The following is a 26,384-nucleotide window of genomic DNA, read 5'->3' on the forward strand; positions in this document are numbered from 1 at the left end:
GCTACTCCTGGTCGTTCGAGGGGGAAAGGCCACTGCAGGATGGCGGCAGCGGCCGCTGGATATGGGCCGCCACCGCCTGGCGCCAGCGGCGCCGGTAGGCGGCAAGGCCGGAAAGGCCGGAAAGGGGAAGGGGGCTGACGGGCTCGATGCCCAGCCGGACCGGCTGGCCGCGGTGGACATGGGTCCAAAGCTGCGCCGCCCCGGCAGCGGTGCCGCCGCCCAGGCGATTGACCAGCACCTCCTGGCCGGGCCGCAGCGCCGCCACCAATGCGGCGAAGGCCGGATCGGCGGTGAACCCGCCATCCACCACCACCTGGCCGGTGCTGCGCATCAGGTCCAGAAAGATGTCGGCCACCAGGGCGTTGTAGAGTGTGGCCAGCGCGATCCGGCCGTCCTGGCCGCCAGGCTCGCCCTCGATCCGGCCGCGCCCGGCGCTGCCCGGGAAGATCCCGTCATAGTCGACGAAGCCCGGCAGGGCGAGGCAGCCCCGCCCGATCAGGCCCTCCAGGGCTTGGGCCGAGGTGGTCCCGGCAAGGCCGCCGGTGATCGCGGCATATTCGCGGCCGCCCATGCCCAGCACCCCGGCGACCGGCCGCCCGGCTGCGTCGTTGGTGACGGTCATCCCGAACGCCGCGTCCAGCGCCTCCACCGGCGTGGTCGGGCACATCCCGACCAGCCAAGTGCCGGTGGACAGGAGCGCGAAGTCGACAAGGCCGGCCGCCTGGTAGCCGAACAGGTTGGCGGTGCTGTCGTGGATCCCGGCCAGGACCTGGAGGCCCTCGGGCAGGCCCAGGCCCGGCCGGACGGTGCCGACGACCTCGGAGGGCGCCACCACCGGCGCCATCAGATGCTGCCAGCCGCAGGCCTCGACGATCCCGGTGGAACTGCGGTCGAGCGGGTTGATCAGCTGCGACTGGGCGCCCAGCATGGTCGGCTCGTGCACCGCGCAGCCGGTCATCCGCCAGGCCCAGTATTGCGGCAGGGGCAGGAAATGCCGGGCCCTGGCGAACGCAGCGGGATCGGAGCGCTGCATCAGCAGCATCTGCTGGGCGAAATGGCCGGCGCGGACCTGGATCGGCGCGCCGCAGGCCGGAAACGGCGGGATCAGCGCGCGGTACTCGCGGGCGATCTCGGCCGGCACCTCGTTCTCGTAGTCGATCGCCGGCAGCACCGGCCCGTCCGCGTCCACCAGCACCCCGCCCGAGCCGTGGCAGGCCGCGACGAACGCTGCGACCGGGTGCTCGCGGGCAAAGCCGGCCAGGGTCGCGAACAGCCAGTCCTCGATGGCGCCCAGATCGTAATGGCGCCAGGGCGGGCCCGGCAGCGACCGGTTCGGCCGGCTGCGCTCCGCCACCAGCCCGCCCCGGTCGTCGAACAGGTGGATCTTGAGGTTGGTCTTGCCGATGTCGAGGACGGCGACGCTCATCCGCGCCTCGGCTCGGGAGCGGGCAATCGCGGCTGGGGAAGGGGCGGCACCACGGTCAGCGCGGGTCTCCGGATCGGGGCGGCAAGAACCGGCACGGGCCGGCCGGGACGGCAAGGGCCGGAGGCGGCGCCAGGCGGGGGAAACCGGGCGGGAGGCAAGCCGGCCGGCCAGCTCGTGAAACCTTTCACGACGGCGGTATACATCGGCGCCGCTGCGTGGCAAGCCTGAAGCCACCAAGTCCGATGGACAGAACCGTCGATGTACTGGATTGCTCGGTCCGCCCTTTCCACGATCCAAGGCAGCAGGCGCCTGTGAGTCTCCGCCAGCCCCCGGGCACGACCCCCCGCGTGACCATCCGCCATGTCGCCTCCGCGGCCGGGGTGTCGATCGCCACCGTTTCCAACGTCCTGAACGGACGCTCCAGCGTGGCGCCGGAACTGTCGGCCCGGGTGCGCCGGGCGATGGAGGAACTGGGCTACCAGCGCGACCAGGTCGCCTCGACCCTGCGCCGGCGGCAGACCTCGGTGGTGGGACTGGTGCTGCCCTCCCTGATGAGCCCGTTCCTGGCGGCTCTCGCCACCAAGCTGGAAGGGCTGGCGCACAGCCAGGGCTACCAGCTCCTGCTGGGCAGCGCCGACGAGGACCCCGACCAGGAACTGAGCCGGGTCCAGGCGATGCTGTCCTGGCGGGTCGCCGGCATGATCGTGGCGCCGGTCGACTATCGCTTCCTGTCGCACAAGCTGATCCGCAGCCAGGGGATCCGCTGCGTGATCGTCGACCGGACCAGCGAGGTCGATGACCTGGATTCGGTGGGGGTCGACAATTTCGAGGCAGCGCATACCGGGGCGCGCCGGCTGATCGAGGCCGGGCACCGGCGGATCCTGGCGGTCGGCAGCAGCCGGGCGATCCCGAACATGCTGGAGCGGATCACCGGCTTCGAGGCCGCGGTCAGCGAGGCCGGGCTCGCCGCCAACTGCGAGGCGCTTTGCGGCGGCGGCGACGTGCAGGCGATCGGCCAGGCCCTGCGCCAGCGCCTGCAGAACGGCCCGCTGCCGAGCGCGGTGTTCGCCCTGTCGGACGTGTCGACGCTCGCTGCCCTGCGCGAACTGGGCGAACTCGGCGTGCGGATGCCCGACGACGTGTCGCTGCTGGGCTTCGACGACCATGAATGGATGCAGGTGCTGCGCCCGCCGATCAGCGCGGTGCGCCAGCCGATCGAGGACCTGGCCCGCCATGCCTGGTCGCGGATGCTGCAGCGGATCGAGGGCGATGTCTCGCCGGTCTCGCGCATCCAGCTGGCCTGCTCCCTGCAATGGCGGGGATCGACGGCCGCGCCGAAGGACTGAGCGCATCCCGGTCAGCCGCCGTCGAAGATCACCCCGCCGCACACGTTGAGCGACTGGCCGGTGATGAAGGCGGAAGCGTCCGAGGCGAAGAAGCAGACCGCGCCGGCGATGTCGTCCGGCTGGCCGATCCGGCGCAGGGCGGTGGCCGCCTCCCATTTCTCGATGCTGGCCTGGTCGCCCAGGTTCACCTTGCCCATCTCGGTCATGATGATGCCCGGACACACCGAGTTGGCCGTGATGCCGCTGTCCTCCAGCTCCATCGCCAGCACCCGGGTGAACTCCAGCACGGCGGCCTTGGTGGCGCAGTAATGGGCCTGGCCCGGCCCGCCGCGCTTGCCGCCGATCGAGGCGATGTTGACGATCCGGCCGGAGCGGCGTCGGCGCATGTGCGGCAGGACCGCCTGGGTGACCAGGAACACGCCCTTGGCGTTGACCGCGAACACGTCGTCCCACTGCGCTTCGGTGATGTCCTCGATCCTGGCACTGGTCAGGATCCCGGCATTGTTGACCAGCACGTCGACCTGGCCCAGCCCCTCGATCGCCTGCCCGACCATGCCGTGGACGGCCGTCTTGTCGCGCACGTCGGCGGTCACCAGCAGGCTGCGCCGGCCGATCGCCTGGACCTCGGCGGCCACCTCGTGCAGGTCAGAAATCTGCCGGTCGATGTCGTTCAGCGCCAGGTCGAACCCGTCCCTGGCCAGCCCCAGCGCGATGCTGCGGCCGATGCCCCGGCTGGCGCCGGTGACCAGCGCTACCTTGCCCATGCCCGTTCCTTTCCCGTTACTTGACCGCACCCATGGTCATCCCGGCCACGATGTGGCGCTGTACGAAGAAGGTCAGGATCACCGGGGGCACCAGCTGGATGATCGAGGCGGCCGCCATCTGCTCCCAGACGGTCTGCGCCTGGCCGGAGAACGAGGTCAGGATCACCGGGAAGGTCCGCGCGTTGCGGTTGGTCAGGAACAGGGCGATCAGCAGCTCGTTCCAGGCGAACAGGAACACGAACACCGCCACGGTCATCAGCCCGCCGGCGGCCATCGGCACCATCACCTTGACCAGGACCTGGACCCAGTTGCAGCCGTCGATCCGCGCCGCCTCCAGCACCTCGACCGGGGCGCTGCGGAAGAACGACATCGCCATCCAGATTGCGAACGGCAGGTTGAAGCCGGTATAGATCAGCACCATGCCGGTCCAGGTGTCGAGCAGGCCGACCCCGCGCAGGGCGAGGTAGAGGGGCACGGCGGCCGCGATCGGCGGCATCATCCGGTTGCTCAGCACCCACATCTTCAGGTCCTCGCGGCCCTTGAAGGCGAACACGGTCAGCCCGAACGCGCAGGGGACCGCGATCAGCAGGCAGAGCGCGGTGCTGCACAGGGTGATCACCACCGAGTTCAGGAGGAACGGCCAGTAGCCCTCCAGCACCGCCGCGAAATTGGCGAGATAGGTGAAGTCGGGGATCCAGACCGGCGGGACCTGGTAGATCTCCGCCCGGGTCTTGAACGCGGTCAGCCCCATCCAGACCAGCGGCGCCAGGTTCAGCAGGGTGAATACCAGGGCCGCCAAATAGAGGAAGGCGTGCCTGCGCCGGGAGCTAGGCATTCTCCACCCTCCGCAGGTAGCGCATCGCCAGCGTGGTGACGAACAGGGTGAGAAACAGGATCAGCACCGCCGCGGCGGAGCCGTAGCCCATGTTGAAGAACTGGAAGGACTGCCGGTAGGCGAACATGCTGATCACCTCGGTGGCGTCGCCGGGCCCGCCGCGGGTCGCGATGTAGACCACGTCGAAGAAGCGCAGATTGTCGATCAGCCGGATGATCGCCCCGACCAGCAGCACGTCGCGCAGGGCCGGCAGCTCGATATGCCAGGAGATCTGGTACCACTTGGCGCCGTCCAGGGCGCTGGCCTCGTGGAGCTCGCGCGGCACCGACATCAGCCCGGCCAGCATGATCAGCATCAAGAACGGCGTCCACTGCCAGACATTGACCATGATGATCGAGAGCAGCGCCACGTCGGTGGAGCCAAACCAGCCGGATTCCGGCAGGCCCACGCTGCGCAGCAGGTAGTTGGCGACGCCGAGCGTCGGGTTGAGGATGTAGGTGAACAGGAGGCCGGTGATCACCGGGGTGACCATCATCGGCAAAATGAACAGGGTGCGCAGCCAGTTGACGGTGGGCAGGTGGGCGATCTCGTAGAAGATCTTGGCGATCATGAAGCCGATGATCACCTCGATCGCGATCGAGCCGCCCGCCAGGATCGCGGTGTTGAGGATCGCCTTCTGGAACAAGGGATCGCTCAGGAGCTGGACGTAGTTGTCCAGCCCGACGAACTGGCTGCGCCGTGGCCGGGTCAGGTTCAGGGACGTCGTGCTCATGTAGAGCGAGTAGAAGAACGGAAACAGCCCGATGATCGCGAGGTAGGCCACGCCCGGGCCGATGAAGAACAGCTTCGTTGTTCGAGTGACGACCATCCGCTTCCCCGTGCGGGATCGACCGGGCCCTGGCGGGCCCGGCCGTCCGGTGCTGACGCCTGTTACTGCTCGACCGTGTAGCCGCCCTTGACCATCAGGTCGGCGATCCCGGTCTGCAGCTCTCCCAGGGCCTCATCCACGCTGGCCTGGTCCTGCAGGGCGCGGGAGAACTGGAAGCCGACCGTGTCGATGATCTCGAAGGATTCGGGGATGCGCGGCCGGCAGTCGGCGAACACGTTCTTCTGGGTCTCGTAGATCGTGTCGACCCACGGCATCTTCTCGCGGACCTCGGGATCCTGCATCGTCGAGATCCGGCTGGGCGGCCCGCCCAGGAGGACGAACTGCTTGTGCACGTCCTTGCTGGTGAACCACTTGATGTAGTCCCAGGCCAGGTCCTTCTGGTTGCTGTTGCTGTTGATGCCCATCACCCAGCCGCCCAGCGGCGGGGTACCGTCGATGCCGTCCTTGTGCGGGAACACCGCGGTGCCGACCTTGTCCGAGATGCTGCTGATCTTGGGGTCGTGGAACAGGGGCGTGCGCACCGACCAGGCGGTGATCATCGCGGTCTTGCCGGTGGTGAAGGTGGCGGCGCGCTGCTCCCAGTCGATCGATTCCGCGCCCGGCGGCTGGAAGGCCAGCATGTCCTTGAAGAACTGGAACACCTCCTGGCTTTCCGCCGAGGTGAATTGCGGGGTCATGTCGGCATACGGGTCCTCGCTGCCCGGATAGCTCGACACGAACGGCTTGCCGCCGAAATTGTAGATCCACTCGAAATAGGACTGGCCGATCGCCGAGCCGCGCGCGTTGTTGAGCGCCGTGCCGTACATGCCCGGGAAGTCGGGGTTGTCGGTGAAGTGCTTGGCGGCCGCCTTGTACTCGTCGATGGTCCTGGGCGGCTGCATGCCGGCCTGCTCGAACAGGTCCTTGCGGTAGTGCATCAGCATGAAATACGCGCCGAACGGCACGCCGACGATGGTGTCCTCCCATTCCGCGACCTGCTGGAAGGCCGGGACGAAGTCGTCCCAGGCGAGCACGTCCGGGTTGGTCTTCTCGATATAGGGCTTCAGGTCCTCGACGAACTCGCCGCTCCAGAACTCGCCCACCCAGGGCGAATCCAGCACGATGATGTCGTACTCCGACGACTGCGAGGTGCCTTCCAGCACCTCCTTCTCATGGGTCTGGTCGTAGCCGAATGCGTCGATCACCACCTTGGTGCCGGTCAGCTTCTCGAAGGTCGGGTTGAGCTGCTCGAACCCGCTCACCCAGGGGTCCTGGATCATCAGGATGCGCAGGGTGGTGTCGGGATGCTTGCCGAGTTCCTGCTCCCAGTCGATCGCCGCCTGGGCGCGGGCCAGGAGCGGCCAGGTCGCGGCGATCGTGCCGGCCATCAGCAGCGCGGTTCTACGTTTCATGGTCAAGCCTCCACCGGATTGTTCTTGTTCGAGCGGGACGTGATCCGGCACCACGCCGCCGGTGCGGAGGGTGCCGCGACCTGGAAAACGACAAGAGACGTTTGGCCGTCCTCCTGGACGGCCTCGGTCCGGACCGGGGACCGGCCGGCGATCACGCTCCCCTCGTGAATCGTTACACGGAAAGCATAGCCGCGTCGTCCCGACTGACAAGCGGCAATGACACGAGCGCACTGTGGGACACGGGCGCACGGGCGACACGAGCGCGCCGTGGATGCTTTGCCGAACCGGCGCTGTGGAACCCGGCCATGGCGCAGGCTGTTCTTCCGCCCAAGGGCAGCAGGGAGGCAGCGAGGTGGACATCGAGGAGATCCTGATCCGGATCGGGATGGCGACCGGTGCCGGCCTCTTGCTGGGGCTGGACCGGGAACTGCGCGGGATCTCGGCGGGGATCCGCACCCATGCCCTGGTAGCGATGAGCTCCGCCCTGATCACCGTCTCGGCGCTGCTGCTCTACCAGGAACTGCGCGAGCAGCACGGCACCAGCATCGATCCCCTGCGCGTCGTCCAGGGCCTGGCGCAGGCGATCGGCTTCGTCGCCGCCGGCGCGATCTTCGTGTCCAAGACCGATGTCCACAACCTGACGTCTGCCGCCAACATCTGGCTGGCCGCCGCGATCGGGATCGCGGCAGGCGCCGGGCAGGAGGAGCTGGTCGCGATCGGCGTGGGCTTCGGCGTGGTGATCGTCACCTTCGTGCGGGTGCTCGAGCGCTACATCCCAGGCAGCGACAAGATCGACCGGGATTAGGCGCTTGTGCCGGCCTAGCCGCCGTCCTTGGGCGCCAGCAGGTAGGTCACGATCGCGGCGCGCGCCTCCGGGGTGATCATCCCGGTGGCGTTCTCGATCACCTTGGCCATCTCGCCGCCCACGAAGTCGCCCTCGGGCGTCATGCCGAGCGTGAGGAAGGTGTCCAGGTCGTCGGCGCTCCAGCCGCCGATGCCCTGCTCCGGGTCGGCGGTGATGTTGGGCGCCCGGCCGGTGACCAGGTCGCCGGGATTGCCGGACAAAGGCTGCGCCGGATCGGCCACCCCGAAGCCCCAGAAGGTGCGGGGGCTGTGGCACTCGGCGCAATGGCCGGGCCCCTGGACCAGGTAGGCGCCCTCGTTCCAGGCGGCGTCGCGCTCAGGATCGGGGACGATCGGCTGCGGGTCGAAGAACAGCCAGCGCCACGGCCACAGGCCCCAGCGCTGCGAGGCCGGGAAGATCAGCTCGTGCGGTTGCGACGGCTCGGCGGACGGCGCGATCTCGGTCTTGAGGTAGGACCACAGCGCCAAAAGGTCGTCCCGGCTCATCCGGGCATAGCTGGTGAAGGGAAAGGAAGGGTAGTAGGGCCGGCCGTCTGGCGAGAGGCCTTCGCTCATGGCGCGCAGGAAGTCCTCGTCGCTCCAGGCGCCGATCCCGGCCTGCGGGTCCGGGGTGATGTTCGGCGGCAGGAAGGTGCCGAGCGGGGTCTTCAGCGGCTCGCCGCCGGCCAGCGGCGCGCCGTCCTTGGCGGTATGGCAGGACTGGCAGCCGCCCATGTGGAACAGGAGCTCGCCCCGTTCCATGGCATGCGCCGCACCGAAGGGTGCGGCGATGCCCATCGCCAGGACCAGTTGCCGCAAGGCCAGGGTCAGCTGCCGCAAGCGCTCAGTCCTGCGGCTTCCGGTAGGTCTGGTGGCAGCCGCCGCAGCCCTCCTTGCCCAGGGTGGCGAACGCCGCCGTCACCTGCTTGGCGTCGCCGCTGTCCGACGAGGCGGCCAGCGCGTCGGCCAGCTCGCCCATCCGGGTCGCGGCCGCCTCGAAGCCCGCAGGATCCGACCAGACCGCGGGCAGGGCGTCGGTCTTGCCCTGGTCGCTGCCCTCGGGGAACATCGCCGGGATTTCCGGGGCGGTGGCGCTGATCTTGAGCGCGTGCTCGCGGACCTGGGCCAGTTCCTCGGGCGAGCCGGTCAAGAGCTCCTTGATGGCGCCCATCTCCTTGCCCAACGCCTTCATGGTGGCCTGCCGCTTCGCGATGATGTCATCATCCTGGGCGAGAAGCGCGGTCGTCGCGGAAAGAGCCGAGACCGCGACGATCACGACTGCAGCGATCCGATGAAGTTGCATCCTGAAGCCCCCCTGGGAGATCATGGATGTTCTCTAGAATCATTCCGCCCGGCGGAAAAGGCATCGGATGGCGGCAGACGTGAGAAATGAGCTGGACAGTCGTGGAGGTCCCGTGATCCAGTTGCGGGAAATGCAGAAGAATGCCAGGGTAGCTGGAATCCTGTTCGATAAGGACGGGACGCTGGTGGATTTCAGGCGTACCTGGATGCCCGCCTACCAGGGCCTTGTCCTCGACTTGGCGCAAGCGGCCGGGCAGGACGGTTCGATGGCAGCCGAACTCGCCGATCTGCTCCTGGCAAGGCTGGGCTATGACGGCGCCAGCGACCGCTTCACGCCGGCCAGCCCGCTGCTCTGGGCGACCAACGACCATCTGGCGAGCCTGCTCCGCCAGCAGCCGGAACTGGGCCACCTGGATGTCGGCGCGATCGCCCACGCGCATTTCGCCGACGCGGAGCGCTACCCGGCAGCACCGGTGGGCGATCTGGCCGGGCTGTTCGCCCGTTTGCGCGGCCACGGCCTGATGCTGGGGATCGCCACCATGGATGCGACCAGCTCGGCGCTGGCGCTGGCGGAGCGTTTCGCCCTGGCGCCGCATCTTTCCTACGTGGCGGGCTACGATGCCGGGCATGGCGCCAAGCCGGAGCCGACCATGGTCCAGGGCTTCTGCGCCGCCACCGGGCTGGAGCCCGGCCAGGTCGCCGTGGTCGGCGACACCCTGGCCGATCTGCAGATGGCCAGGGCCGCCAATGCCGGCCTGGCGGTGGCGGTGCTGACCGGGGCGCTGCCGGCGGAAACCCTGGCGGAGGCGGCCGATCATGTCCTGGAAAGCGTCCAGGATCTGGAAGCTTGGCTGATCGCCACAGGAAGGCTTGCCAGCCGCGCCGAGCGCCGCTAACAACCCGCCACCGAACGGGCGCCCAGGTAGCTCAGTTGGTAGAGCAGCGGACTGAAAATCCGCGTGTCGGCGGTTCAAATCCGTCCCTGGGCACCATCCTTCCCCTCCTGTCAGAACGTCTCGCCGGCCCGGCTTCCCGGCCGCCGCGCATCCGCCACGCGTTGTGTCGCAGGGGCGGGGGCGCTGACGAACCTGCCCGGTCATGGCATGATGAGCCTTGAGCGTGGTCGGCAGGACCGGAGGCCGGCATGACCTTGATGCGATGGCTCAAGCAGCTGGGCGAGCCGCCGATGACCCGGGTGGCGGCCTGGGTCGACGAGCTGACCCAGGACCCGGACGCCAGCGAGGTCGAGACCGAGCTCGATCTCGGCAGCCGGGTCCGGCGCCGCTACCACCTGCTGGCGCGCGACCGGGACCTGCCGCGCCCGGGCTGCCCGGCCTGGATCGTCGGCATCGAGAAGACCGGCAAGCAGCTGGTGGGCTGGCAGGGCGGCAAGGACGCCTGGCCGCTGGGCGGGCGCGGCATGGCCCTGCGCCTGCCCGCCGACGCCGAGCCCGACTTCGTGCGCAATGTCCGCGACCTGATGGACGACCAGGACGGGATGTTCGTCTCGCACATCGCCCATGTGGGCGGGGAGGGGCGTCCCTGGGAGCTGGTCTACGACCTGTTCGACGACATGGAGCAGGGCCGGCACGTGCCGGGCCAGGCCTGGCTGACCGGCTGGGAGGCCATGGAGACCACCCTGGTGTCCGGGGTCACCGCCACCATCCGCGCCGCCGCCGCCGCGCGCCGCCCGGTCACCCACCTGATCCTGGGCGCCATGGGCTGGGACAACGACCAGGCCGAGGCTTTGGCCAACTACCGTCTCCTGATCGCCAAGACCGCCGCGGGCGCTGATGCCGCCGGGCTGCCGTTCCGGCCGCTGTTCGTGGGGATCACCTGGCCCTCGGTGTGGCGGCCGGGCAGCGGGCTGCGCGACGAGGTCGCCAAGCTGGTGGGCTATGCCGCCAAGGCCGACGATGCCGACGAGGTCGGCCTGACCTACTTTGCCTGGCTGTCGCACCGCCTGGTGGAGGCGGCCCAGGCGCAGGCGGCGGAATCCCAGGCGCCGCTGCGGGCCCTCGCGATCGGCCACAGCTTTGGCGGGCGGATCGTCACCCGGGCCGCCTTCACCGGCGCGCTGCTGGAGCCCAAGCCCCCGGCTCCCGGCCTGGACGCGGTGGTCGGCCTGCAGCCGGCCTTCAGCGTCAACCGGTTCCTGGCCGGCCAGGGCGACGAGGGCGCGCCCTATTCCGGCTGGAAGGACGTGCTGGGCAGCGGCTGCCGGCTGGTGTTCACCACCTCCGACCACGACATGGCCAACCCGCAGGCGCGGCTTTTGAGCTTTGCCGAGCATCTGGGCGGGTTCACCGGGCGCAACGACGCGATGCGCCATGCCGGGGTGTTCGTGATCCATGCCGGCGACGCCGACGGGGTGCTGCCCGAGGCGGCGTTTGCCGGCCGGGACCGGATCATCCTGGTGGACGCCACCGCCTTCGTCGCCGAGCATTCCGACGTGTTCCACGAGCCGGTCGGCCGGCTGATGGCCGGCCTGCTGCGCGCCATCGAGGCCGACAACCAGGCCTGAGGCGGGGGCTCTGCGCGAGGCATGGCGCGGTGGCGGCGGTGCGGGCTACCGCGCCCGGCGTTTCCCGGTTACGGAAAAGCCGATGAACACCGACCTCGCCCCGCCGATCGCGGCGCTGGCCGAACGGCTGCTGGCCGGCGAGCGCGCGGCCCTGGCCCGCGCCATCACCCTGATCGAGAGCAGCCGCGCCGACCACCAGGCCGATGCCCAGGCCCTGCTGCGCCGGCTCCTGCCGCATACCGGCCAGGCCGAGCGGATCGGCATCACCGGGGTGCCGGGGGTCGGCAAGAGCAGCTTCATCGAGGCGCTCGGCACCATGCTGACCGGGCAGGGCCACCAGGTGGCGGTGCTGGCGGTGGACCCCTCCAGCTCCCGCAGCGGCGGCTCGATCCTGGGCGACAAGACCCGGATGGCCAGGCTCGCCGCCGATCCCAGGGCGTTCGTCCGCCCGTCCCCTTCCTCCGGAGCGCTGGGCGGCGTGGCGCGCGCCACCCGCGAATCCGGGCTGCTATGCGAGGCGGCCGGCTACGACATCATCCTGGTGGAAACGGTCGGGGTCGGGCAGTCGGAGACCGCGGTCGCCGACATGGTCGACCTGTTCCTGGTGCTGATGCTGCCCGGTGCCGGCGACGAGCTGCAGGGGATCAAGAAGGGCCTGGTCGAGCTGGCCGACCTGATCGCGGTCAACAAGGCCGACGGCGAGCAGATGCTCGCCGCCGAGCAGGCCCGGCGGCACTACCGCAACGCCCTGCGGATCATCGCGCCCGAGGCGGCACCCTGGCGCCCGGACGTGCTGACCGTCTCGGCGCTCACCGGCCAGGGCCTGGCCGAGCTGTGGGCGACCGTGCTGCGCTTTCGCGAGGCGATGGAGGCGGCGGGGCAGCGCCAGGCCAAGCGGCAGGCCCAGCAGGTCCGCTGGATGGACAGCCTGCTGCAGGACCGCCTGCTGGGCCGGCTGGCGCGGCACCGGGAAGCCGCGGCCGAACTCGCCGCCTGCCGCCGCGAGGTCGCCGCCGGGCAGGAGACCCCGCTGCGGGCGGTGGAGCGGGTGCTGGGCGCCTTCCAGGGCGGCTGAGGCCGGGACGTCTTGCTCAGAAGCCGAAGCCGATCCCGACACCGACCGAACTGCCGGACGTGCCGAAGCTGCCATAGCCGCCATAGCCGTAGCCGCCATAGCGGTCGTAGCTGTAGCGCTCGGCATACGGGTCGGGGAACAGGTTGTGGCCGGTGCGGCGCAGGAGCTCGCTGACGTCGCCCTCGCTGTCGCTGGCCGCCGCGGCGCGCAGATGCGCCACCGTGCTGGGGCCGTCGCAGACCAGGGCCATCAGCCGGCTGGTGTCGCCAAAGCCGGAGCCCAGCACCGCCTCCGGCCCGCAGGCCCGCCAGGGCGACAGCTGCTCGGGCGGGCCGAACAGCAGGATCACCCGCGCCGCCTCGGCCGAAGCCTCGGGCTGGGCGACGAACTGCGCGGAGGTGCCGACCACCTCGGCGCCCAGCGCCTGCGCGACCTGGGCGGGATCCAGCCCGCCGGGAACCGGGCCCTGCACCACCACCGCCATCGGCCCGGAGCTGTTCACCTCCTGGAGCAGCATGCGGGCGGAGCGGGGGTCGCCGTCGGCATAGCGGCCGATTTCCGGGCTCGAGGCGCAGGCGCCGAGCCCCAGGACCGATGCGGCCAGCGCCAGCCGGAGCGCCCGCCATCCGCCCGTCTTTCCGATCCGCGCCATCCTCGACCCCTCGTCATCGTTGCACCGGGCCTGCATCCGCAGTGTAGAGATGCATTCCGTCGATGCGACCTTACATGAGGAGCAACGCCGGAACGTCCCTCCGGCTCCGGCCGCCATGCCGGCGCATTCCGATTTCCGAGGCCATCGATGACCCTCTACGACCAGCTCAAAGCCGACCGCCTTTCCGCCATGAAGGCCCGCGACGAGGTGGCCAAGAACCTGCTGGGCACCCTGCTTGCGGCGGCCGGCAAGGACAGCAAGTCGCCGGACGACGACACGGTGGTGCGGACCATCCGGGCCTTCCTGAAGAGCGTCGAGGAAACCATCGGCCACCTGGCCGGCCGCGATATTTCGGTCCAGGAGCGCGAGAAGGCGATCCTGGAATCCTACCTGCCGACCGTGCTGGACGAGGACGCCACCCGTGCTTCGGTGGAAGCGATCGTGGCCGGGCTCCCGGACCGCTCGCCCAGGCAGATGGGCAAGGTGATGGCGGAACTGAAGGCGCGCCACGGCTCCGCCATCGACCTGAAGCTCGCCAACCCCATGGTCAAGGACGCGCTGAGCGGCTGACCGGCGGCGCGCGCGCAGGCGGGCGCCGTTCAGGCGGCCTGGCTGCGCCCGGGCCGGCAGAACCGGGCGTTGCGCGAGCGCAGCATCGGCGGGGTGGGCTCGAAGGCGGCAAGCTCGCCGCGACGGCGCGCCACCAGCTGGCGGCGGCGCTCCAGTTCGGGCGAGAAATGCGCGGAACTCCGGTGCAGGGTGAGGGCCGGGTGGAGCAGGTCGCCGGCCATGAAGCTGGAATGCGCCATCAGCCGGCCCATCGTGTCGAGCAGCGACAGGGCCAGCCAGTCGGCCTCGACCGTGCCGGGCTCGTGCACCGGCGGAACGGCCGGGCCCGGCCCGCCGCCGTCTTCGCCGCCGCCGCCGCCGCCGCCATCGAACGGCCGGGCGATCGCCAGGGCGGGCTCGTCCAGCGCCAGCCGGCCGGACTGCAGCAGGTGCAGGAGCGGCCGCAGCGCCTCCAGGGCGGTGGTGCGGGCGCCGGTGGCGGCGAGCAGGCGGACCAGGGCGATCAGCCGGGCGGGATGGTGGATCAGGTCGACGAAGTCGCGCAGCCCGCCAAGCCAGGCGGTGGCCAGGGTCTCGGCCCGGGCGATCCGCGCCGCCAGCGGCAGGCCCTCGCCCAGACAGGCGGCGATCCCGGCGCAGGCCTCCGGCCAGTTCCGGGTGAACGGGTCCGGCGGCGGGGCCCGGTCCCGGACGCGCGCCGCCGCGATTGCCGCCGGGGTCGCCAGCAGCCCGCGCGCAGCCAGTTCGGCAGCCCGCTCCGGCGGGCAGGCGATCAGGTTCAGGGTGAAGTCGTCCAGAAAGCCGGCATCGAGCGGCGCCGCCGCGTCGAACCCCGGCAGGAGATGGTAGAGCTGGAATCCCGCCGCCTGCAGGATCTCGCCGGCCACAAGCCCGGCGGCCGGGTCGCCCGGGTCCAGGCGGACCAGCAGAATCGGCGTGTTGTCCCGCCGCCCGGAACCGGCGGCACTCAGGCCAGGCACCGCCTGCGCATCGAGCCGGACCAGGTCGAACGGGCCCTCGGCCATGAGCAGGCGGCCGATCGTCCAGCCGGGCCGGCGGACTTGGCCGGACGCGGGCGCCTGTCCCGGCCCGGCTGTCTGGTCCGGGCCCGCGGCCAGGGCGATCCGCTGCGGGTCCAGCCAGGGAAGGTCGTTGATGCGCCGGGTGAGCTGCAGGCGCTCATGGAGGTCCGGGGCGGCCTCGCAGACAAGCATGCGCCCGCCGGGCCCGGCGGCGCGGGCGAGGCTCGCCGCAAGCACGCCGCAGCCAGCCGCGCTGTCCAAAACCCTCCAGCCCGGCCGGACCGCCCGGCGCAGCCAGGCAAGTTCCGGCTCGAACCAGTCCTCCTGCTCGAACAGGACCCAGGACGGCATCGCCGACAGGTCGTTGGCGGCGGCGACCCGCACGCCGTCCACCAGCTCGATCTCGACCGGCAGGTCGCGGGGGCGGCCAGGGTCGAGCCGCATGTCCCGCCGCTGCCTGGAACCGTTCATCCACGACGCCCCTTCGATCCTGCCGCCGGCCGAGCATAGCCCAGCCGGGTTAACGGGATCCTAACGGGGCCCGGTCATTCCTCGATCGCCGAGGCCAGGATCGCGCCGCGCGACGCCATCACGTAGAGGCCCAGATGATGGGTCAGCGCCTGGGGATGGGCGGCGGTGTCGGGCAGGCCCAGGCTGCGCGCGGTCTCCAGCGGCATGTCGTAGGTGGCGCAGGCCGGCTCCAGGACCACGATGTCGCGCAGGGTCGGCACGAGGCCGTGGTTGCGGGCGGAGAGCAGGGTCACCACCAGGTCCAGCACGCAGATGTCGGTGCAGATCCCGGTCACCACCACCGAGTGCAGCCGGTGCAGCGCCACCCAGTCGGCCATGCGGTTGTGGCTGACGCCGTGGCCGGGATGGGCGGCCTCGACCGCGCCGATGAAGCCGTTGATGCAGTCCTTGCGCAGCAAGGTGGTCAGGATCTCGGATTCCAGCCAGGCCAGCTCGTCGACCAGGTTCTCCTGGCCGGTGCCGCGCTCGCAATGGGGCGGGTAGGGCGGCTCGGCCTTGCCGGGCTCATGGGTGTCCAGCAGGGCCATGATCGGACGCCCGGCGGCGACGAACCTCCTGGCCAGCCGGTCGATCTCGCCGACCATCCGGGCGACCTGGGCATTGGGCGAGGCCGGTGCCAGCGGCCCGGCGCCGACCGTGCAGAAGCCGTGGACTGCATCCACGATCACCAGACCGGTTGGCCGGTCCCCGGGCGACCAGCTCGATGTCGCGACCGGCAGCTGATCCTGGAGCGCTGGGGTTCCGTGGGTCACTTGCTCCCCCTGTTCCTTGTTGGGCCCTGATCCTTGTCGAGCACGCAACCGTTCTAGCCGCTTCGGCGGCCGCCGTCGCCCCGCCAGCGGCGGCACCGCTTGCAGCCCCTCGCCGAAACAGGCAGGACCGTGCGCGCCACAAGCGGCGGGGAGGCGGATCATGGGTGACATCGCAGTCGGGATCATCGGATGCGCCGGCCGGATGGGCCGGCACAATCTGGAGGTCGTGCTGGCGAGCCCCGGGCTGCGGCTGGCCGGCGGGGTGGAGCGGGCCGGGCATCCGGCACTGGGCCAGGACCTGGGCATCCTGGCCGGGCGGGAGCCCGCCGGCAGCGTCGCCACCGACGACCTCGCCGGGCTGATCCAGGCCTCGGACGTGCTGATCGAGTTTTCCGCGCCGGAGCCGACCCTGGAACATCTCCGCCAGGTGGCAAAGGCCGGCAAGGCTTTGGTGATCGGCACCACCGGCTTCTCCGCCGAGCAGGTCCAGGTCCTGGAGGAGCTGGCCAGGAGCTGCCCGGTGGTGTGGGCGGCCAACATGAGCCTGGGGGTCAACCTCCTGCTGGGCCTGGCCCAGCGGGTGGCGGCGTCGCTGGACGTCGAGTGGGACATCGAGATCCTGGAGATGCACCACCGCCACAAGGTCGACGCGCCGTCGGGCACCGCGCTGGCGCTTGGGCGGGCGGTGGCCGCCGGGCGGCTGGTGGCGCTGGACGAGGTGGCGGTGCGCAGCCGGGACGGCATCACCGGCGCCCGGCCGGAAGGCTCGATCGGCTTTGCCACCCTGCGCGGCGGCGACGTGATCGGCGACCATGTGGTGATGTTCGCCGGGGAGGGCGAGCGGATCGAGCTGGCGCATCGCGCCAGCGACCGCAAGCTGTTCGCGCGCGGTGCTGTGCGAGCGGCGCGCTGGCTGGCCGGCCGGCCGGCGGGGCTCTACGGGATGTCGGACGTGCTGGGGCTGTGAGGGCGCGACACGGGCGCGGCGGCCGGGTCCCAGGCCCGCCAGCCCGCGGGCGGCGCTAGAAGGCGGCGGACATGCCGCCGTGATAGGTGGCCGGGCCGGCCGGGTCGTCCTCGACCCGGGGCGGCAGAAGGCGCGCCTGGGAAACCCAGTGCGCCACCTCGTCGGGCGTGGGGGAGCGGCGGGAGATCCGCTCGCGCCGGTTGTGCTCGCGGACCCGGACGTGCAGGTCGGCCGGGTCCTCGGCGGCCAGGCGCTCGACCGTGGCGATGCCCAGCTCCTCCAGGATCAGGCCGAACACGGCGCCCAGCCCGTCGATGCGGGCCATGTCGGCGCGATGCAGGATGACGCGCAGCTCGTCGCCGTCGATGCGGCTCTGGGCCAGGAGCTGGCGGCGTCCGGCATGGCTGCCGGCGACCCGCAGCAATTGTTCACAGGTGGTGATCCGGCGCGCCTTGAGGGCGACGCGCAACGGCGAAGGAAGGCCCCGTAACTTGCTGAGGGGCAGGTCACCCGTTGGCCGGGCGCTTTTCGGCGATGTCGCCGTTACTTGATCCATTAGTGCATCGCCCGTCACGTACCACGAAGGTGGACCCCGCACTCCAAAAGCCGTGCGGCGGTCGCTACACCCATAACGCGAAAATCGTCGGATGATATGCGCCTAGGTAAGCAGAACATTGCGTACGGTCCATATTCCGGAACGTCGCACCTCACAATCCGTCACAAGTCGAGGAGCGCATCCTCAAAACGACAGGCGGCTCAAACTGGATCAGATGTGTGCCGTGGGTCACATTGGCCGGAGTTCATCAATATCGGCTCCGGAGCATCCGTGGTGAAACTGCGGCTGGTTCTGCCTGGGGCGCCTCTCCCGTCCATCCCGCCAACCCTCCAGCATGTCACAGAGGGGCGAGCTTCTTGGTTTCACCCACCGCTTCCCGAAGCGCCCGCGCCAGGTCCGCCCGCTCGGTCGGGGTCAGGAACCCGCCGATCCGCACGTTGGTGACATGGTCGCGGACCCGCACCAGGCTCGCGCGCTGCAGCTGCTGCTCGAACTCGACCCGCGTGAAGTAAGGGATCAGCCGCCACTCGCGGCTGCGGCCATGCTGGTCGACCCGGCGGATGGTCAGCCGTTCCCGCTCCAGGCGCACCGCCTCGAACGCCCGGGCCCGGTGGCGCACCGCCGCGAACGCCGCCCACAGCAGCAGGACGTCCAGCCCGAGAAAGCCCACCACCGGCCAGGCCCCGGCCAGGAAGCTCGCCAGCCCGATCACCGAGGAAAGCAGGGCAAACCCGCCGATGACCAGCGCGGCGCCGCGCCGGGACAATGGCGGGTTGGGATAGATCACCGCCTCGAACAACGCCTTGGTCGTGCCGGACGCTTCGCTCATTCTGACCTCGATTGGCGGGCAGTTTCGGATATATCACGCCGCGACCATGAAAACAGCCTCGGGTGAACAGCCGGCATGAGCGACACCATGACGCCCGAGTGCGTCGAAGCGATCTTCGCCCATCTGGCCGCGGCCGATCCGGAGCCAAAGACCGAGCTCGTCTATCGCGACCCGTTCAGCCTGCTGGTGGCGGTGGTGCTGTCCGCCCAGTCCACCGATGTCGGGGTGAACAAGGCCACGGTCGGGCTGTTCGCCGAAGCCCCCGACGCCGCCGCGATGGCCCGGATGAGCGAGGAGGCGGTCGGCAGGCATATCCGGACCCTGGGGCTGTGGCGGAACAAGGCCAAGAACGTCGTGGCGCTGGCGCGGATCCTGGTGGAGCGCCACGGCGGCGAGGTGCCGCATGACCGCGCGGCCCTGGAGGCCCTTCCCGGGGTCGGCCGCAAAACCGCCAACGTCGTGCTGAACGTGGCGTTTGGCGAGGGCACCATCGCGGTCGACACCCATATCTTCCGGGTCGCCAACCGCACCGGCCTGGCGCCGGGCAAGACGGTCGAGAAGGTGGAGCAGGAGCTGCTCCGGGTGGTGCCGGACACGTACCTGCTGGGCGCCCACCACTGGCTGATCCTGCACGGCCGCCATGTCTGCAAGGCGCGCCGGCCGGAATGCGGCCGCTGCGTGATCGAGCCCTGGTGCCTGTTCCCCGACAAGCAGCTCTATTCGAAGCGGCCGATCGGGCCGGACGGCGTGAGCAGCCCGGACGAGAGCCGCCGCTCGGCATAGCGCATCCGCCAGGACAGCATCGCCGACGCCATCTCCGCCCGCACCCCGGCGCAGGCGGGATCGGCGGCCCGGTCGACCAGCCAGTCCGGGTCGGCCGCATGGTCGAACAGCAGCGGCGGCAGGGCCGCGAACTGGACCAACGCATGGCGCCGGTCGAGGCGGACCGCCACGCCGCAGGCATGGTCGTCCAGGCCCAGCGCCGTGCGGTGCCAGCCGGTTTCCAGGTCGCCGACATCGTGCTCGTAATGGACCGCCTGGCGCCAGGCCCGCGGTTCCAGGCCGCGCAGGAAGCCGGTCAGCGCATGGCCGTCGCACTGCAGCGGCACCGGCAGCCCGGCGGCCTCCAGCAGGCTCGGCATCAGGTCGACATGCTCGGTGAAGGCCTCGACCCGGCGGCCGCGCGCCCCGCCCGGCAGGCGCGCGATCAGCGGCACGTGGAAGGCTTGCGGGAAGAAGCCGGACTTGCCGATCATCCAGTGGTCGCCGGCCATCTCGCCATGGTCGGCGGTGAACACCACCAGCGTGTCGTCGAGCCGCCCGGTGGCGGCCAGATGGTCGAGAAGGCGGCCGACATGGTGGTCGACCTCCTCGACCAGGCCCAGATAGACCGCGCGCATCCGGTCCAGCGCCAGGCCGTCCAGATCGGCGCTGCCCGCGAAATGCCGGCGGAACCAGGCCCCCAGCGGCCGCTCCAGATGGGCGGCCAGCCAGGGATGCAGGCGGCCCTCCAGCGCCGGGCTGGGCTGGCGCCGCAGCGGCGGCAGGTTTGCCGGATCGACCGAGGCATGCCAGGGGGCGGCCGCCACGAAGGGCGGGTGCGGCTTGATGTAGGACAGGTGCATCACGAACGGGTGCGGCTGCCGCTCGTCCAGATAGGCGATCGCCCGGTCGGTCAGAAAGGCGGTCTCGCTGTCTTCCGCGCGAAAGCGCGCCGGCTCGCCCAGGTGGCCCTGGTAGACCTCGTCCACCGACAGGTCGCCATAGCCTTTGGCCCGCAGGTGGTCGAGCCACGGCCGGTTGTCCTCCAGCAGCAGGCAGACCGGCCGGTAGCCGGGCGCCACCCCCTCGTAGCTGGTCAGGCGCGGGTCGGTGGCGGCAAGGCCGCGGGGGTCGACGCTGGTGTCGGTGTAGCCCAGCAGGACCGGATCGGCCCCGGCCCGGCGCAGTTCTTCGGCCAGGGTGGCATGACGCCGGTCCAAAGGCGTGCCGTTGCGGATCGAGCGGTGGTTGAAGCCGTACATGCCGGTGTGCAGGCAGGCGCGGGACGGGCCGCACGGCGTCATGTTGGAGAAATGCCGGGTGAACATCACCCCGTCGGCGGCCAGCCGGTCGAGGTTCGGCGTGCGGACCGCCGGATGGCCCAGCGCCGACAGGCAGTCGCCCCGCCACTGGTCGGCGGTGATGAACAGAATGTTCAAGTCGAACGTCCCCCAGACTTGCCGCGGCGATGGTGGCGGCAGATTTCAACCTGGACAATGCGGCGGCTCAAGGGTCACCCTTGGGTCCAATGAGGCAGACGGGAGGAAGACGATGCTGAGGCTGGCGACGCTCACGGCCGTGATCGGCCTGTCGATCGGCGGGGCCGCGCAGGCGGCGACCATCTCCATATCCTGCGGCGCGGTCGGCGCAGAGCTGGAATACTGCCAGAGCGGCGCCCAGGCATGGGCGCAGCAGACCGGCAACGAGGTCCAGATCGTTTCCACCCCGAACTCGGCTACGGAGCGGCTGGCGCTGTACCAGCAATTGCTGGCGGCCGGATCCGGCGACGTCGACGTCTTCCAGATCGACGTGGTCTGGCCGGGCCTGCTCGGCAGCCATTTCATCGACCTGTCCGGCGACTTCTCCGCGGACGAGGTGAGCGCGCATTTCCCGGCGATCGTCGAGAACAACACCGTCGACGGCAAGCTGGTGGCGATGCCGTGGTTCACCGATGCCGGGCTGCTCTACTACCGCAAGGACCTGCTGGAGAAGCACGGCTTCCAACCGCCCCAGACCTGGGCGGAACTGTCCACGATCGCCCAGAAGATCCAGGACGAGGAGCGCGCCGCCGGCAACGACAAGATGTGGGGCTATGTCTACCAGGCGAAGGCCTATGAGGGCCTGACCTGCAACGCCTTGGAATGGGTCGACAGCTTCGGCGGCGGCCAGATCGTCGACGACGAGGGCAAGATCACCATCGCCAACGAGAAGGCGGCCGAGGCGCTGACCTTCGCGGCCTCGACGGTGGGCACGATCTCGCCCGAGGGCGTGCTGAACTACCAGGAGGAGGAGGCCCGCGGCGTCTGGCAGGCGGGCAACGCCGTGTTCATGCGCAACTGGCCCTATGCCTGGAGCCTGGGCCAGGCGCCGGACAGCCCGATCAAGGACAAGATCGGCGTGGCGGCGCTGCCCAAGGGCGGCGAGGACGGCAAGTCCACCGGCACGCTCGGCGGCTGGCAGCTGGCGGTCAGCAAGTATTCGGACAACCCGGCCGAGGCGATCGACCTGGTCCGCTACCTGACCTCGCCCACCGAGCAGAAGCGCCGCGCCATCGGCGGCGCCTACAACCCGACCATCACGGCGCTCTACCAGGACACCGACGTGCTGGAGGCAGCACCGTTCATGGGCGACCTGTTCGACACCTTCACCAACGCGGTGGCGCGTCCGGCGCGGGTCACCGGGGCCAAGTACAACCAGGTCAGCGCCGAGTTCTTCAACACGAGCCACCAGATCCTGAGCGGCCAGGCCAAGGCCGACGAGGCGCTGGGCGCGCTGGCCGACAAGCTCGACCGGCTGAGCCGCGGCGGCCGCTGGTGAACGACCGGCCGGCGCCGCAGCCCCCGCGGCTGCAGCACCGGCCGCTTCCCCCTGTGCGACGAGGATCAGGGCGATGAGCACGGCCTCCCGGTTGACCCGATCGCGCACCCGTTCGGCCTGGGCGTTCCTGGCGCCGATGCTGGTGGTGCTGGCGCTGGTGGCGGCCTGGCCGCTGGCCCGCACCATCTGGTTCTCGTTCACCGACGCCAACCTGTCGGACATGAGCGCCGCCCAGTTCGTCGGCCTCGCCAATTTCGAGTACCTGCTGACCGATCCCGACTGGTGGCGCTCGGTCTGGAACACGCTGTTCTTCACCCTGGTCTCGGTGTCGCTGGAGACGGCCCTCGGCCTGGCCATCGCGCTGGCGCTGAACATGCACATGCCCGGGCGCGGCCTCCTGCGCACCGCCGTGCTGATCCCCTGGGCGATCCCGACCATCGTCTCGGCGCAGATGTGGGCCTGGATGCTCAACGACGTGTTCGGGGTCATCAACGAGATGCTGATCCTGATCGGGGTGATCGACCAGGGCATCGCCTGGACGGCCAACCCGGACACCGCGATCTGGGCGGTGATCATGGTCGACGTCTGGAAGACCACGCCGTTCATGGCGCTGCTGCTCCTGGCCGGCCTGCAGATGCTGCCCTCGGAATGCTACGAGGCCGCCAAGATCGACGGCATCCACCCGGTCGAGGTGTTCTGGAAGGTCACCTTGCCGCTATTGATGCCGGCCCTGCTGGTGGCGGTGATCTTCCGGCTCCTGGACGCGCTCCGGATCTTCGACGCGATCTACGTGCTGACCGGCAACAACCAGGCGACCATGTCGATGTCGATCTATGCCCGGCAGCAGCTGGTCGACTTCCAGGACGTCGGCTTCGGCTCGGCCGCCTCGACGCTCCTGTTCCTGACCATCGCGGTGTTCACCACCGTCTACCTGACCCTGGCCCGGATCGGCGACAGCGGGGGAGACCATCCATGACTCGCGCCAATCGCCGCCGGCTCGGCCGGGTCGGCTTCTACCTGCTGATGGCCGTGATCGTGTTCTACGCGGTCTTCCCGTTCTACTGGGCGATCGTCAGCTCGTTCAAGCCGGGCTCGGAGATGTTCCGGGTCGACTTCCTGCCGCCGCCGAACCTCGACAACTACCAGGCGGTGTTCGCCGAGCAGCCGTTCGGCCAGAACATCCTGAACTCGCTGATCGTCGCGGTCTCGGTGGTGCTGCTGTCCCTGGCGCTGGGCCTGCTGGCCGCCTTCGCGCTCGGGCGGATCCGCTTTCGCGGCCGCTCGCTGCTGCTGTTCACCATCCTGGGCGTGTCGATGTTTCCGCAGGTGGCGGTGCTGTCCGGCATGTTCGAGCTGGTCCGCTCGCTGGGCCTCTACAACCGGCTGCCGGCCCTGGTGCTGTCCTACATGATCTTCACCCTGCCGTTCACCGTCTGGGTGCTGACCACCTTCATCCGGGCGCTGCCCAAGGAACTGGAGGAGGCGGCGATCGTGGACGGCGCCAAGCCGCTCACCATCGTCACCAAGGTGTTCCTGCCGCTGCTGACCCCGGCGCTGATCACCACCGGCCTGCTGGCCTTCATCGCCGCCTGGAACGAGTTCCTGTTCGCGCTGACCTTCACCCTGTCCGGCGAGCAGCGCACCGTGCCGGTGGCGATAGCGTTGATCTCGGGCGCCTCGGCCTACGAGCTGCCCTGGGGCAACATCATGGCGGCCAGCGTGATCGTCACCGTGCCGCTGATCGTGCTGGTGCTGTTCTTCCAGCGCCGGATCGTGTCGGGGCTCACCGCCGGCGCGGTGAAGGGCTGAGCCATGTTCGAGCCCACCACCCACCGCACCCCCAGGGTGGGGCCGCGCCAGGACCACTGGTGGCGCGGCGCGGTGATCTACCAGGTCTATCCGCGCAGCTTCCAGGACAGCAACGGCGACGGGGTCGGCGACCTGCCGGGCATCGCAAGGCGGCTGGAGCATATTGCGGATCTTGGCGCCGACGCGGTCTGGATCTCGCCGTTCATGCGCTCGCCGATGAAGGATTTCGGCTACGACGTCGCCGACTACTGCGACGTCGACCCCTTGTTCGGCACGCTGGCCGACTTCGACGCGCTCCTGGACAAGGCCCACCGGCTGGGCCTGAAGCTGCTGATCGACCTGGTGTTCAGCCATACCAGCGACGAGCATCCCTGGTTCGCCGAGAGCCGCCGATCGCGGGATGACGCGAAAGCCGACTGGTATGTCTGGGCCGACCCGAAGCCGGACGGCACCCCGCCCAACAACTGGCTGGCGCATTTCGGTGGCGCTGCCTGGAGCTGGGAGCCGCGCCGGGGCCAGTACTACCTGCACAACTTCCTGGCCGAGCAGCCGCAGCTCAACCTGTGGAACGACCAGGTCCTGGCGGCGGTGCTGGAGGTGGCGCGGTTCTGGCTGGACCGGGGCGTCGACGGGTTCCGCCTGGACGCGATCGACGTCGCCCTGCACGACCGGAAACTGCGCGACAACCCGGTGCGGCCCCATGGCCTGCGCCATCTGGGCGGGCCGCCGGCGACGCCGTTCTCCATGCAGGTCCAGCTCTACAACAAGGCCCGCCCGGAACTGTCCGACCGGGTCCTCAAGCCGCTCTGGCAGCTCACCGAGAGCTATGACGCGCGGATGCTCCTGGGCGAGCTCGGCTCCGACATCGGCCTGACCCGCGCCGCCGAGCATACCAGCGGCGGCGGGCTGGACATCGCCTACACCTTCGACCTGCTCCAGCCGAACCCCAGCGCCGCCGGGATCCGGGCGATCCTGGAGGCGGCCGAGGAGGCGGTGGGCGAGGGCTGGATGTGCTGGTCGTTCTCCAACCACGACGTGGTGCGCGCGGTCACCCGCTTCGCCCATGGCAGGCCGCCCAGCCCGGCGCTGCGCCGGCTGGTCCCGGTGATGCTGGCCTGCCTGCGCGGCACGGTCTGCCTCTACCAGGGCGACGAGCTGGGGCTGGAGGAGGCCGAGCTGGCGTTCGAGGACCTGCGCGACCCGTTCGGGATCGCGTTCTGGCCGAGCTTCAAGGGGCGCGACGGCTGCCGCACGCCGATGCCCTGGGAGAGCGGTGCGCCGGCCGGCGGGTTCACCGACGGTGCCCCCTGGCTGCCGCTGCCGTCCGACCATCTGGAGCTCGCGGTCGACCGGCAGGCGGGCGACCCGGCCTCGGTGCTGGAACATACCCGCGGCTTCCTGCGCTGGCGCAGGACCCAGCCGGCCTTGATCCAGGGCGACAAGCGGTTCCTGGACCTGGGTGCCCCGGCCGTCCTGGCGCTGGAGCGCAGCGACCCGGACACGCGCCTGCTCACCCTGTTCAACCTGTCGCCGGAGCCGGTGACGCTGGCGCTGCCCTACCCGGTGCTGGACGGCGGCTGCCCGTCGGGCTGCGACCGGCCGGACGGCGACGAACTCCACCTTGGCGGGCATGGCTTCGCGATCCTGCGGGCAAAGGAGGTCTGATGGCCACGATCGAACTGGCAAAGGTGAGCAAGCGGTTCGGCTCGGTCGAAACCATCCGCGGGGTCGACCTGCACCTCAATGACCGGGAGTTCGTGGTGTTCGTCGGCCCCTCGGGCTGCGGCAAGTCCACCCTGCTGCGCCTGATCGCCGGGCTGGAGGACGTGTCCAGCGGCGAGATCCGCTTCGACAACCAGGTGGTCAACGAGATGACGCCGCCTGAGCGCGGCATCGCCATGGTGTTCCAGTCCTACGCGCTCTACCCGCACATGAGCGTGTACGAGAACATGATGTTCGGCCTGAAGCTGGCGAAGACCGACCGGCCCGAGGCCGAGCGGCGCGTCCAGGAGGCGGCGCGGATCCTGCAGCTCGACCAGCTCCTGCAGCGCAAGCCGCGGGAACTGTCCGGCGGCCAGCGCCAGCGGGTCGCGATCGGCCGGGCGATCACCCGCAACCCCAAGGTGTTCCTGTTCGACGAGCCGCTCTCCAACCTGGACGCGGCGCTGCGCGTGCAGATGCGCATCGAGATCGCCCGGCTGCACCAGCGGCTGGACGCGACCATGATCTACGTCACCCACGACCAGGTCGAGGCGATGACCCTGGCCGACCGGATCGTGGTCCTGGAGACGGGCGAGGTCCGCCAGGTCGGCAGCCCGATCGAGCTCTACCAGCACCCGGCCAACCGGTTCGTCGCCGGGTTCATCGGCTCGCCCCGGATGAACTTCCTGCCGGCAAGCCTGCCCAAGGGCATCGCGATCCCGCCGGAGATCGTGGAGGTCGGGGTCCGCCCGGAACATCTGCAGCTGGGCGAGGGCGGCGACGCCACCATCGAGGGCCGGGTGCTGACGGTGGAGCGGCTGGGGGCGGAGAGCTGGGTCTATCTCGACCTGGGGCTGGAGGATCCGGTGGTGGTCAAGCATGGCGGAGCGGTGGATGTCGCCGTGGACGGCACGGCGCGGGCGGGGCTGCCGGCGGGGGCGCTCTACCTGTTCGACGCGCAGGGACGCTGCCTGCCCCGCGAGGTGTATGGCTGAAGCCTGCGCCGGGCCCCATCTGCCGC

At 70.2% G+C, this 26,384-nt stretch carries 26 protein-coding genes and 1 tRNA gene; 14 read left to right on the forward strand and 13 right to left on the reverse strand.

From position 1 onward, the window contains the following. Position 1: 1 nt before the first annotated feature. Positions 2-1,426, reverse strand: coding sequence for an FGGY family carbohydrate kinase (locus GEMRO_RS30445; RefSeq protein WP_051329217.1), 1,425 nt, complete (start codon positions 1,424-1,426; stop codon positions 2-4). Positions 1,427-1,773: 347 nt separating this feature from the next. Here GEMRO_RS30445 and GEMRO_RS0118350 point away from each other — a divergent pair, with 347 nt between their 5' ends. Then, entirely contained in the window at positions 1,774-2,772 is a 999-nt protein-coding gene (locus tag GEMRO_RS0118350; protein WP_035485577.1) for a LacI family DNA-binding transcriptional regulator, read from the forward strand. Positions 2,773-2,783: 11 nt separating this feature from the next. Here the strand turns inward: GEMRO_RS0118350 and GEMRO_RS0118355 are convergent, their stop codons facing one another. The 4 genes from GEMRO_RS0118355 to GEMRO_RS0118370 form a co-directional block, all read right to left on the reverse strand. Beyond that, complete coding sequence (locus GEMRO_RS0118355) at positions 2,784-3,536, reverse strand: SDR family NAD(P)-dependent oxidoreductase (protein WP_027135171.1); 753 nt, start codon at positions 3,534-3,536, stop codon at positions 2,784-2,786. Between the two features lie 16 nt (positions 3,537-3,552). Continuing rightward, positions 3,553-4,371 (reverse strand): carbohydrate ABC transporter permease, encoded by an 819-nt coding sequence (locus GEMRO_RS0118360; RefSeq protein WP_027135172.1) that lies wholly within the window; start codon positions 4,369-4,371, stop codon positions 3,553-3,555. Further along, positions 4,364-5,239 (reverse strand): carbohydrate ABC transporter permease, encoded by an 876-nt coding sequence (locus GEMRO_RS0118365; protein WP_027135173.1) that lies wholly within the window; start codon positions 5,237-5,239, stop codon positions 4,364-4,366. The genes GEMRO_RS0118360 and GEMRO_RS0118365 overlap by 8 nt, the downstream gene beginning before the upstream one ends. A 62-nt stretch (positions 5,240-5,301) precedes the next feature. Further along, entirely contained in the window at positions 5,302-6,651 is a 1,350-nt protein-coding gene (locus tag GEMRO_RS0118370) for an ABC transporter substrate-binding protein (RefSeq protein WP_169728410.1), read from the reverse strand. A 352-nt stretch (positions 6,652-7,003) separates the two neighbouring features. Between GEMRO_RS0118370 and GEMRO_RS0118375 the strand changes: the two genes are divergently transcribed. Then, positions 7,004-7,456: an MgtC/SapB family protein gene (locus GEMRO_RS0118375; protein ID WP_027135175.1), complete on the forward strand. Its 453-nt coding sequence runs from the start codon at positions 7,004-7,006 to the stop codon at positions 7,454-7,456. 14 nt (positions 7,457-7,470) lie between these two features. Here GEMRO_RS0118375 and GEMRO_RS30450 read toward each other — a convergent pair whose 3' ends face one another. After that, a complete protein-coding gene (locus GEMRO_RS30450; RefSeq protein WP_051329218.1) occupies positions 7,471-8,334 on the reverse strand; it encodes a cytochrome c in 864 nt (287 codons plus the stop codon). Positions 8,335-8,338: 4 nt separating this feature from the next. Then, complete coding sequence (locus GEMRO_RS0118385; protein WP_051329219.1) at positions 8,339-8,797, reverse strand: c-type cytochrome; 459 nt, start codon at positions 8,795-8,797, stop codon at positions 8,339-8,341. Positions 8,798-8,909: 112 nt separating this feature from the next. Here GEMRO_RS0118385 and GEMRO_RS0118390 point away from each other — a divergent pair, with 112 nt between their 5' ends. From GEMRO_RS0118390 to meaB, 4 genes are all read left to right on the forward strand, one after another. Next, entirely contained in the window at positions 8,910-9,692 is a 783-nt protein-coding gene (locus GEMRO_RS0118390) for an HAD family hydrolase (protein ID WP_169728411.1), read from the forward strand. A 20-nt stretch (positions 9,693-9,712) separates the two neighbouring features. Then, a tRNA-Phe gene (locus tag GEMRO_RS0118395) sits at positions 9,713-9,788 on the forward strand. Positions 9,789-9,940: 152 nt separating this feature from the next. Continuing rightward, positions 9,941-11,320 (forward strand): hypothetical protein, encoded by a 1,380-nt coding sequence (locus GEMRO_RS0118400; RefSeq protein ID WP_027135178.1) that lies wholly within the window; start codon positions 9,941-9,943, stop codon positions 11,318-11,320. 82 nt (positions 11,321-11,402) lie between these two features. Then, entirely contained in the window at positions 11,403-12,395 is a 993-nt protein-coding gene (meaB, locus tag GEMRO_RS0118405) for a methylmalonyl Co-A mutase-associated GTPase MeaB (RefSeq protein ID WP_027135179.1), read from the forward strand. A 16-nt stretch (positions 12,396-12,411) separates the two neighbouring features. Here the strand turns inward: meaB and GEMRO_RS0118410 are convergent, their stop codons facing one another. Continuing rightward, on the reverse strand, positions 12,412-13,047 hold the full coding sequence (locus tag GEMRO_RS0118410; protein ID WP_027135180.1) for a hypothetical protein: 636 nt from the start codon (positions 13,045-13,047) through the stop codon (positions 12,412-12,414). 147 nt (positions 13,048-13,194) lie between these two features. Here GEMRO_RS0118410 and GEMRO_RS0118415 point away from each other — a divergent pair, with 147 nt between their 5' ends. Continuing rightward, on the forward strand, positions 13,195-13,617 hold the full coding sequence (locus tag GEMRO_RS0118415; protein ID WP_027135181.1) for a GatB/YqeY domain-containing protein: 423 nt from the start codon (positions 13,195-13,197) through the stop codon (positions 13,615-13,617). A gap of 29 nt (positions 13,618-13,646) precedes the next feature. On the opposite strand, the gene GEMRO_RS0118420 is transcribed toward GEMRO_RS0118415, so the two are convergent. Continuing rightward, a complete protein-coding gene (locus GEMRO_RS0118420; protein ID WP_169728412.1) occupies positions 13,647-15,083 on the reverse strand; it encodes a hypothetical protein in 1,437 nt (478 codons plus the stop codon). A 101-nt stretch (positions 15,084-15,184) separates the two neighbouring features. Then, the gene (locus tag GEMRO_RS0118425; protein ID WP_027135183.1) at positions 15,185-15,922 is read right to left on the reverse strand and encodes an isochorismatase family protein; all 738 of its coding nucleotides are present in this window, start codon (positions 15,920-15,922) and stop codon (positions 15,185-15,187) included. Between the two features lie 169 nt (positions 15,923-16,091). Here GEMRO_RS0118425 and dapB point away from each other — a divergent pair, with 169 nt between their 5' ends. After that, positions 16,092-16,889 (forward strand): 4-hydroxy-tetrahydrodipicolinate reductase, encoded by a 798-nt coding sequence (gene dapB, locus GEMRO_RS0118430; protein ID WP_027135184.1) that lies wholly within the window; start codon positions 16,092-16,094, stop codon positions 16,887-16,889. 55 nt (positions 16,890-16,944) lie between these two features. Here the strand turns inward: dapB and GEMRO_RS0118435 are convergent, their stop codons facing one another. After that, positions 16,945-17,358 (reverse strand): DUF4332 domain-containing protein, encoded by a 414-nt coding sequence (locus GEMRO_RS0118435; protein ID WP_169728413.1) that lies wholly within the window; start codon positions 17,356-17,358, stop codon positions 16,945-16,947. 424 nt (positions 17,359-17,782) lie between these two features. Continuing rightward, positions 17,783-18,274, reverse strand: coding sequence for a DUF2244 domain-containing protein (locus GEMRO_RS30455; protein ID WP_051329220.1), 492 nt, complete (start codon positions 18,272-18,274; stop codon positions 17,783-17,785). Positions 18,275-18,349: 75 nt separating this feature from the next. Between GEMRO_RS30455 and nth the strand changes: the two genes are divergently transcribed. Beyond that, positions 18,350-19,057, forward strand: coding sequence for an endonuclease III (gene nth, locus GEMRO_RS0118445; protein WP_240476716.1), 708 nt, complete (start codon positions 18,350-18,352; stop codon positions 19,055-19,057). On the opposite strand, the gene GEMRO_RS0118450 is transcribed toward nth, so the two are convergent. Next, positions 18,991-20,475, reverse strand: coding sequence for an alkaline phosphatase family protein (locus tag GEMRO_RS0118450; protein ID WP_027135187.1), 1,485 nt, complete (start codon positions 20,473-20,475; stop codon positions 18,991-18,993). The two genes, nth and GEMRO_RS0118450, sit on opposite strands and share 67 nt — an antisense overlap. A 112-nt stretch (positions 20,476-20,587) precedes the next feature. Here GEMRO_RS0118450 and GEMRO_RS0118455 point away from each other — a divergent pair, with 112 nt between their 5' ends. From GEMRO_RS0118455 to GEMRO_RS0118475, 5 genes are all read left to right on the forward strand, one after another. Continuing rightward, on the forward strand, positions 20,588-21,853 hold the full coding sequence (locus tag GEMRO_RS0118455; RefSeq protein ID WP_084507171.1) for an ABC transporter substrate-binding protein: 1,266 nt from the start codon (positions 20,588-20,590) through the stop codon (positions 21,851-21,853). Positions 21,854-21,926: 73 nt separating this feature from the next. After that, entirely contained in the window at positions 21,927-22,829 is a 903-nt protein-coding gene (locus tag GEMRO_RS30460; protein WP_035485579.1) for a carbohydrate ABC transporter permease, read from the forward strand. Next, a complete protein-coding gene (locus GEMRO_RS0118465; RefSeq protein WP_027135189.1) occupies positions 22,826-23,662 on the forward strand; it encodes a carbohydrate ABC transporter permease in 837 nt (278 codons plus the stop codon). Before GEMRO_RS30460 ends, GEMRO_RS0118465 begins: the two co-directional genes overlap by 4 nt. Before the next feature lie 3 nt (positions 23,663-23,665). Continuing rightward, entirely contained in the window at positions 23,666-25,327 is a 1,662-nt protein-coding gene (locus GEMRO_RS0118470; RefSeq protein WP_051329221.1) for an alpha-glucosidase family protein, read from the forward strand. Continuing rightward, positions 25,327-26,358, forward strand: a complete 1,032-nt coding sequence (locus tag GEMRO_RS0118475; protein WP_027135191.1) for an ABC transporter ATP-binding protein — start codon at positions 25,327-25,329, stop codon at positions 26,356-26,358. The genes GEMRO_RS0118470 and GEMRO_RS0118475 overlap by 1 nt, the downstream gene beginning before the upstream one ends. Positions 26,359-26,384: the final 26 nt, after the last annotated feature.

The sequence above is a fragment of the Geminicoccus roseus DSM 18922 genome (assembly GCF_000427665.1).
GTDB lineage: Bacteria > Pseudomonadota > Alphaproteobacteria > Geminicoccales > Geminicoccaceae > Geminicoccus > Geminicoccus roseus.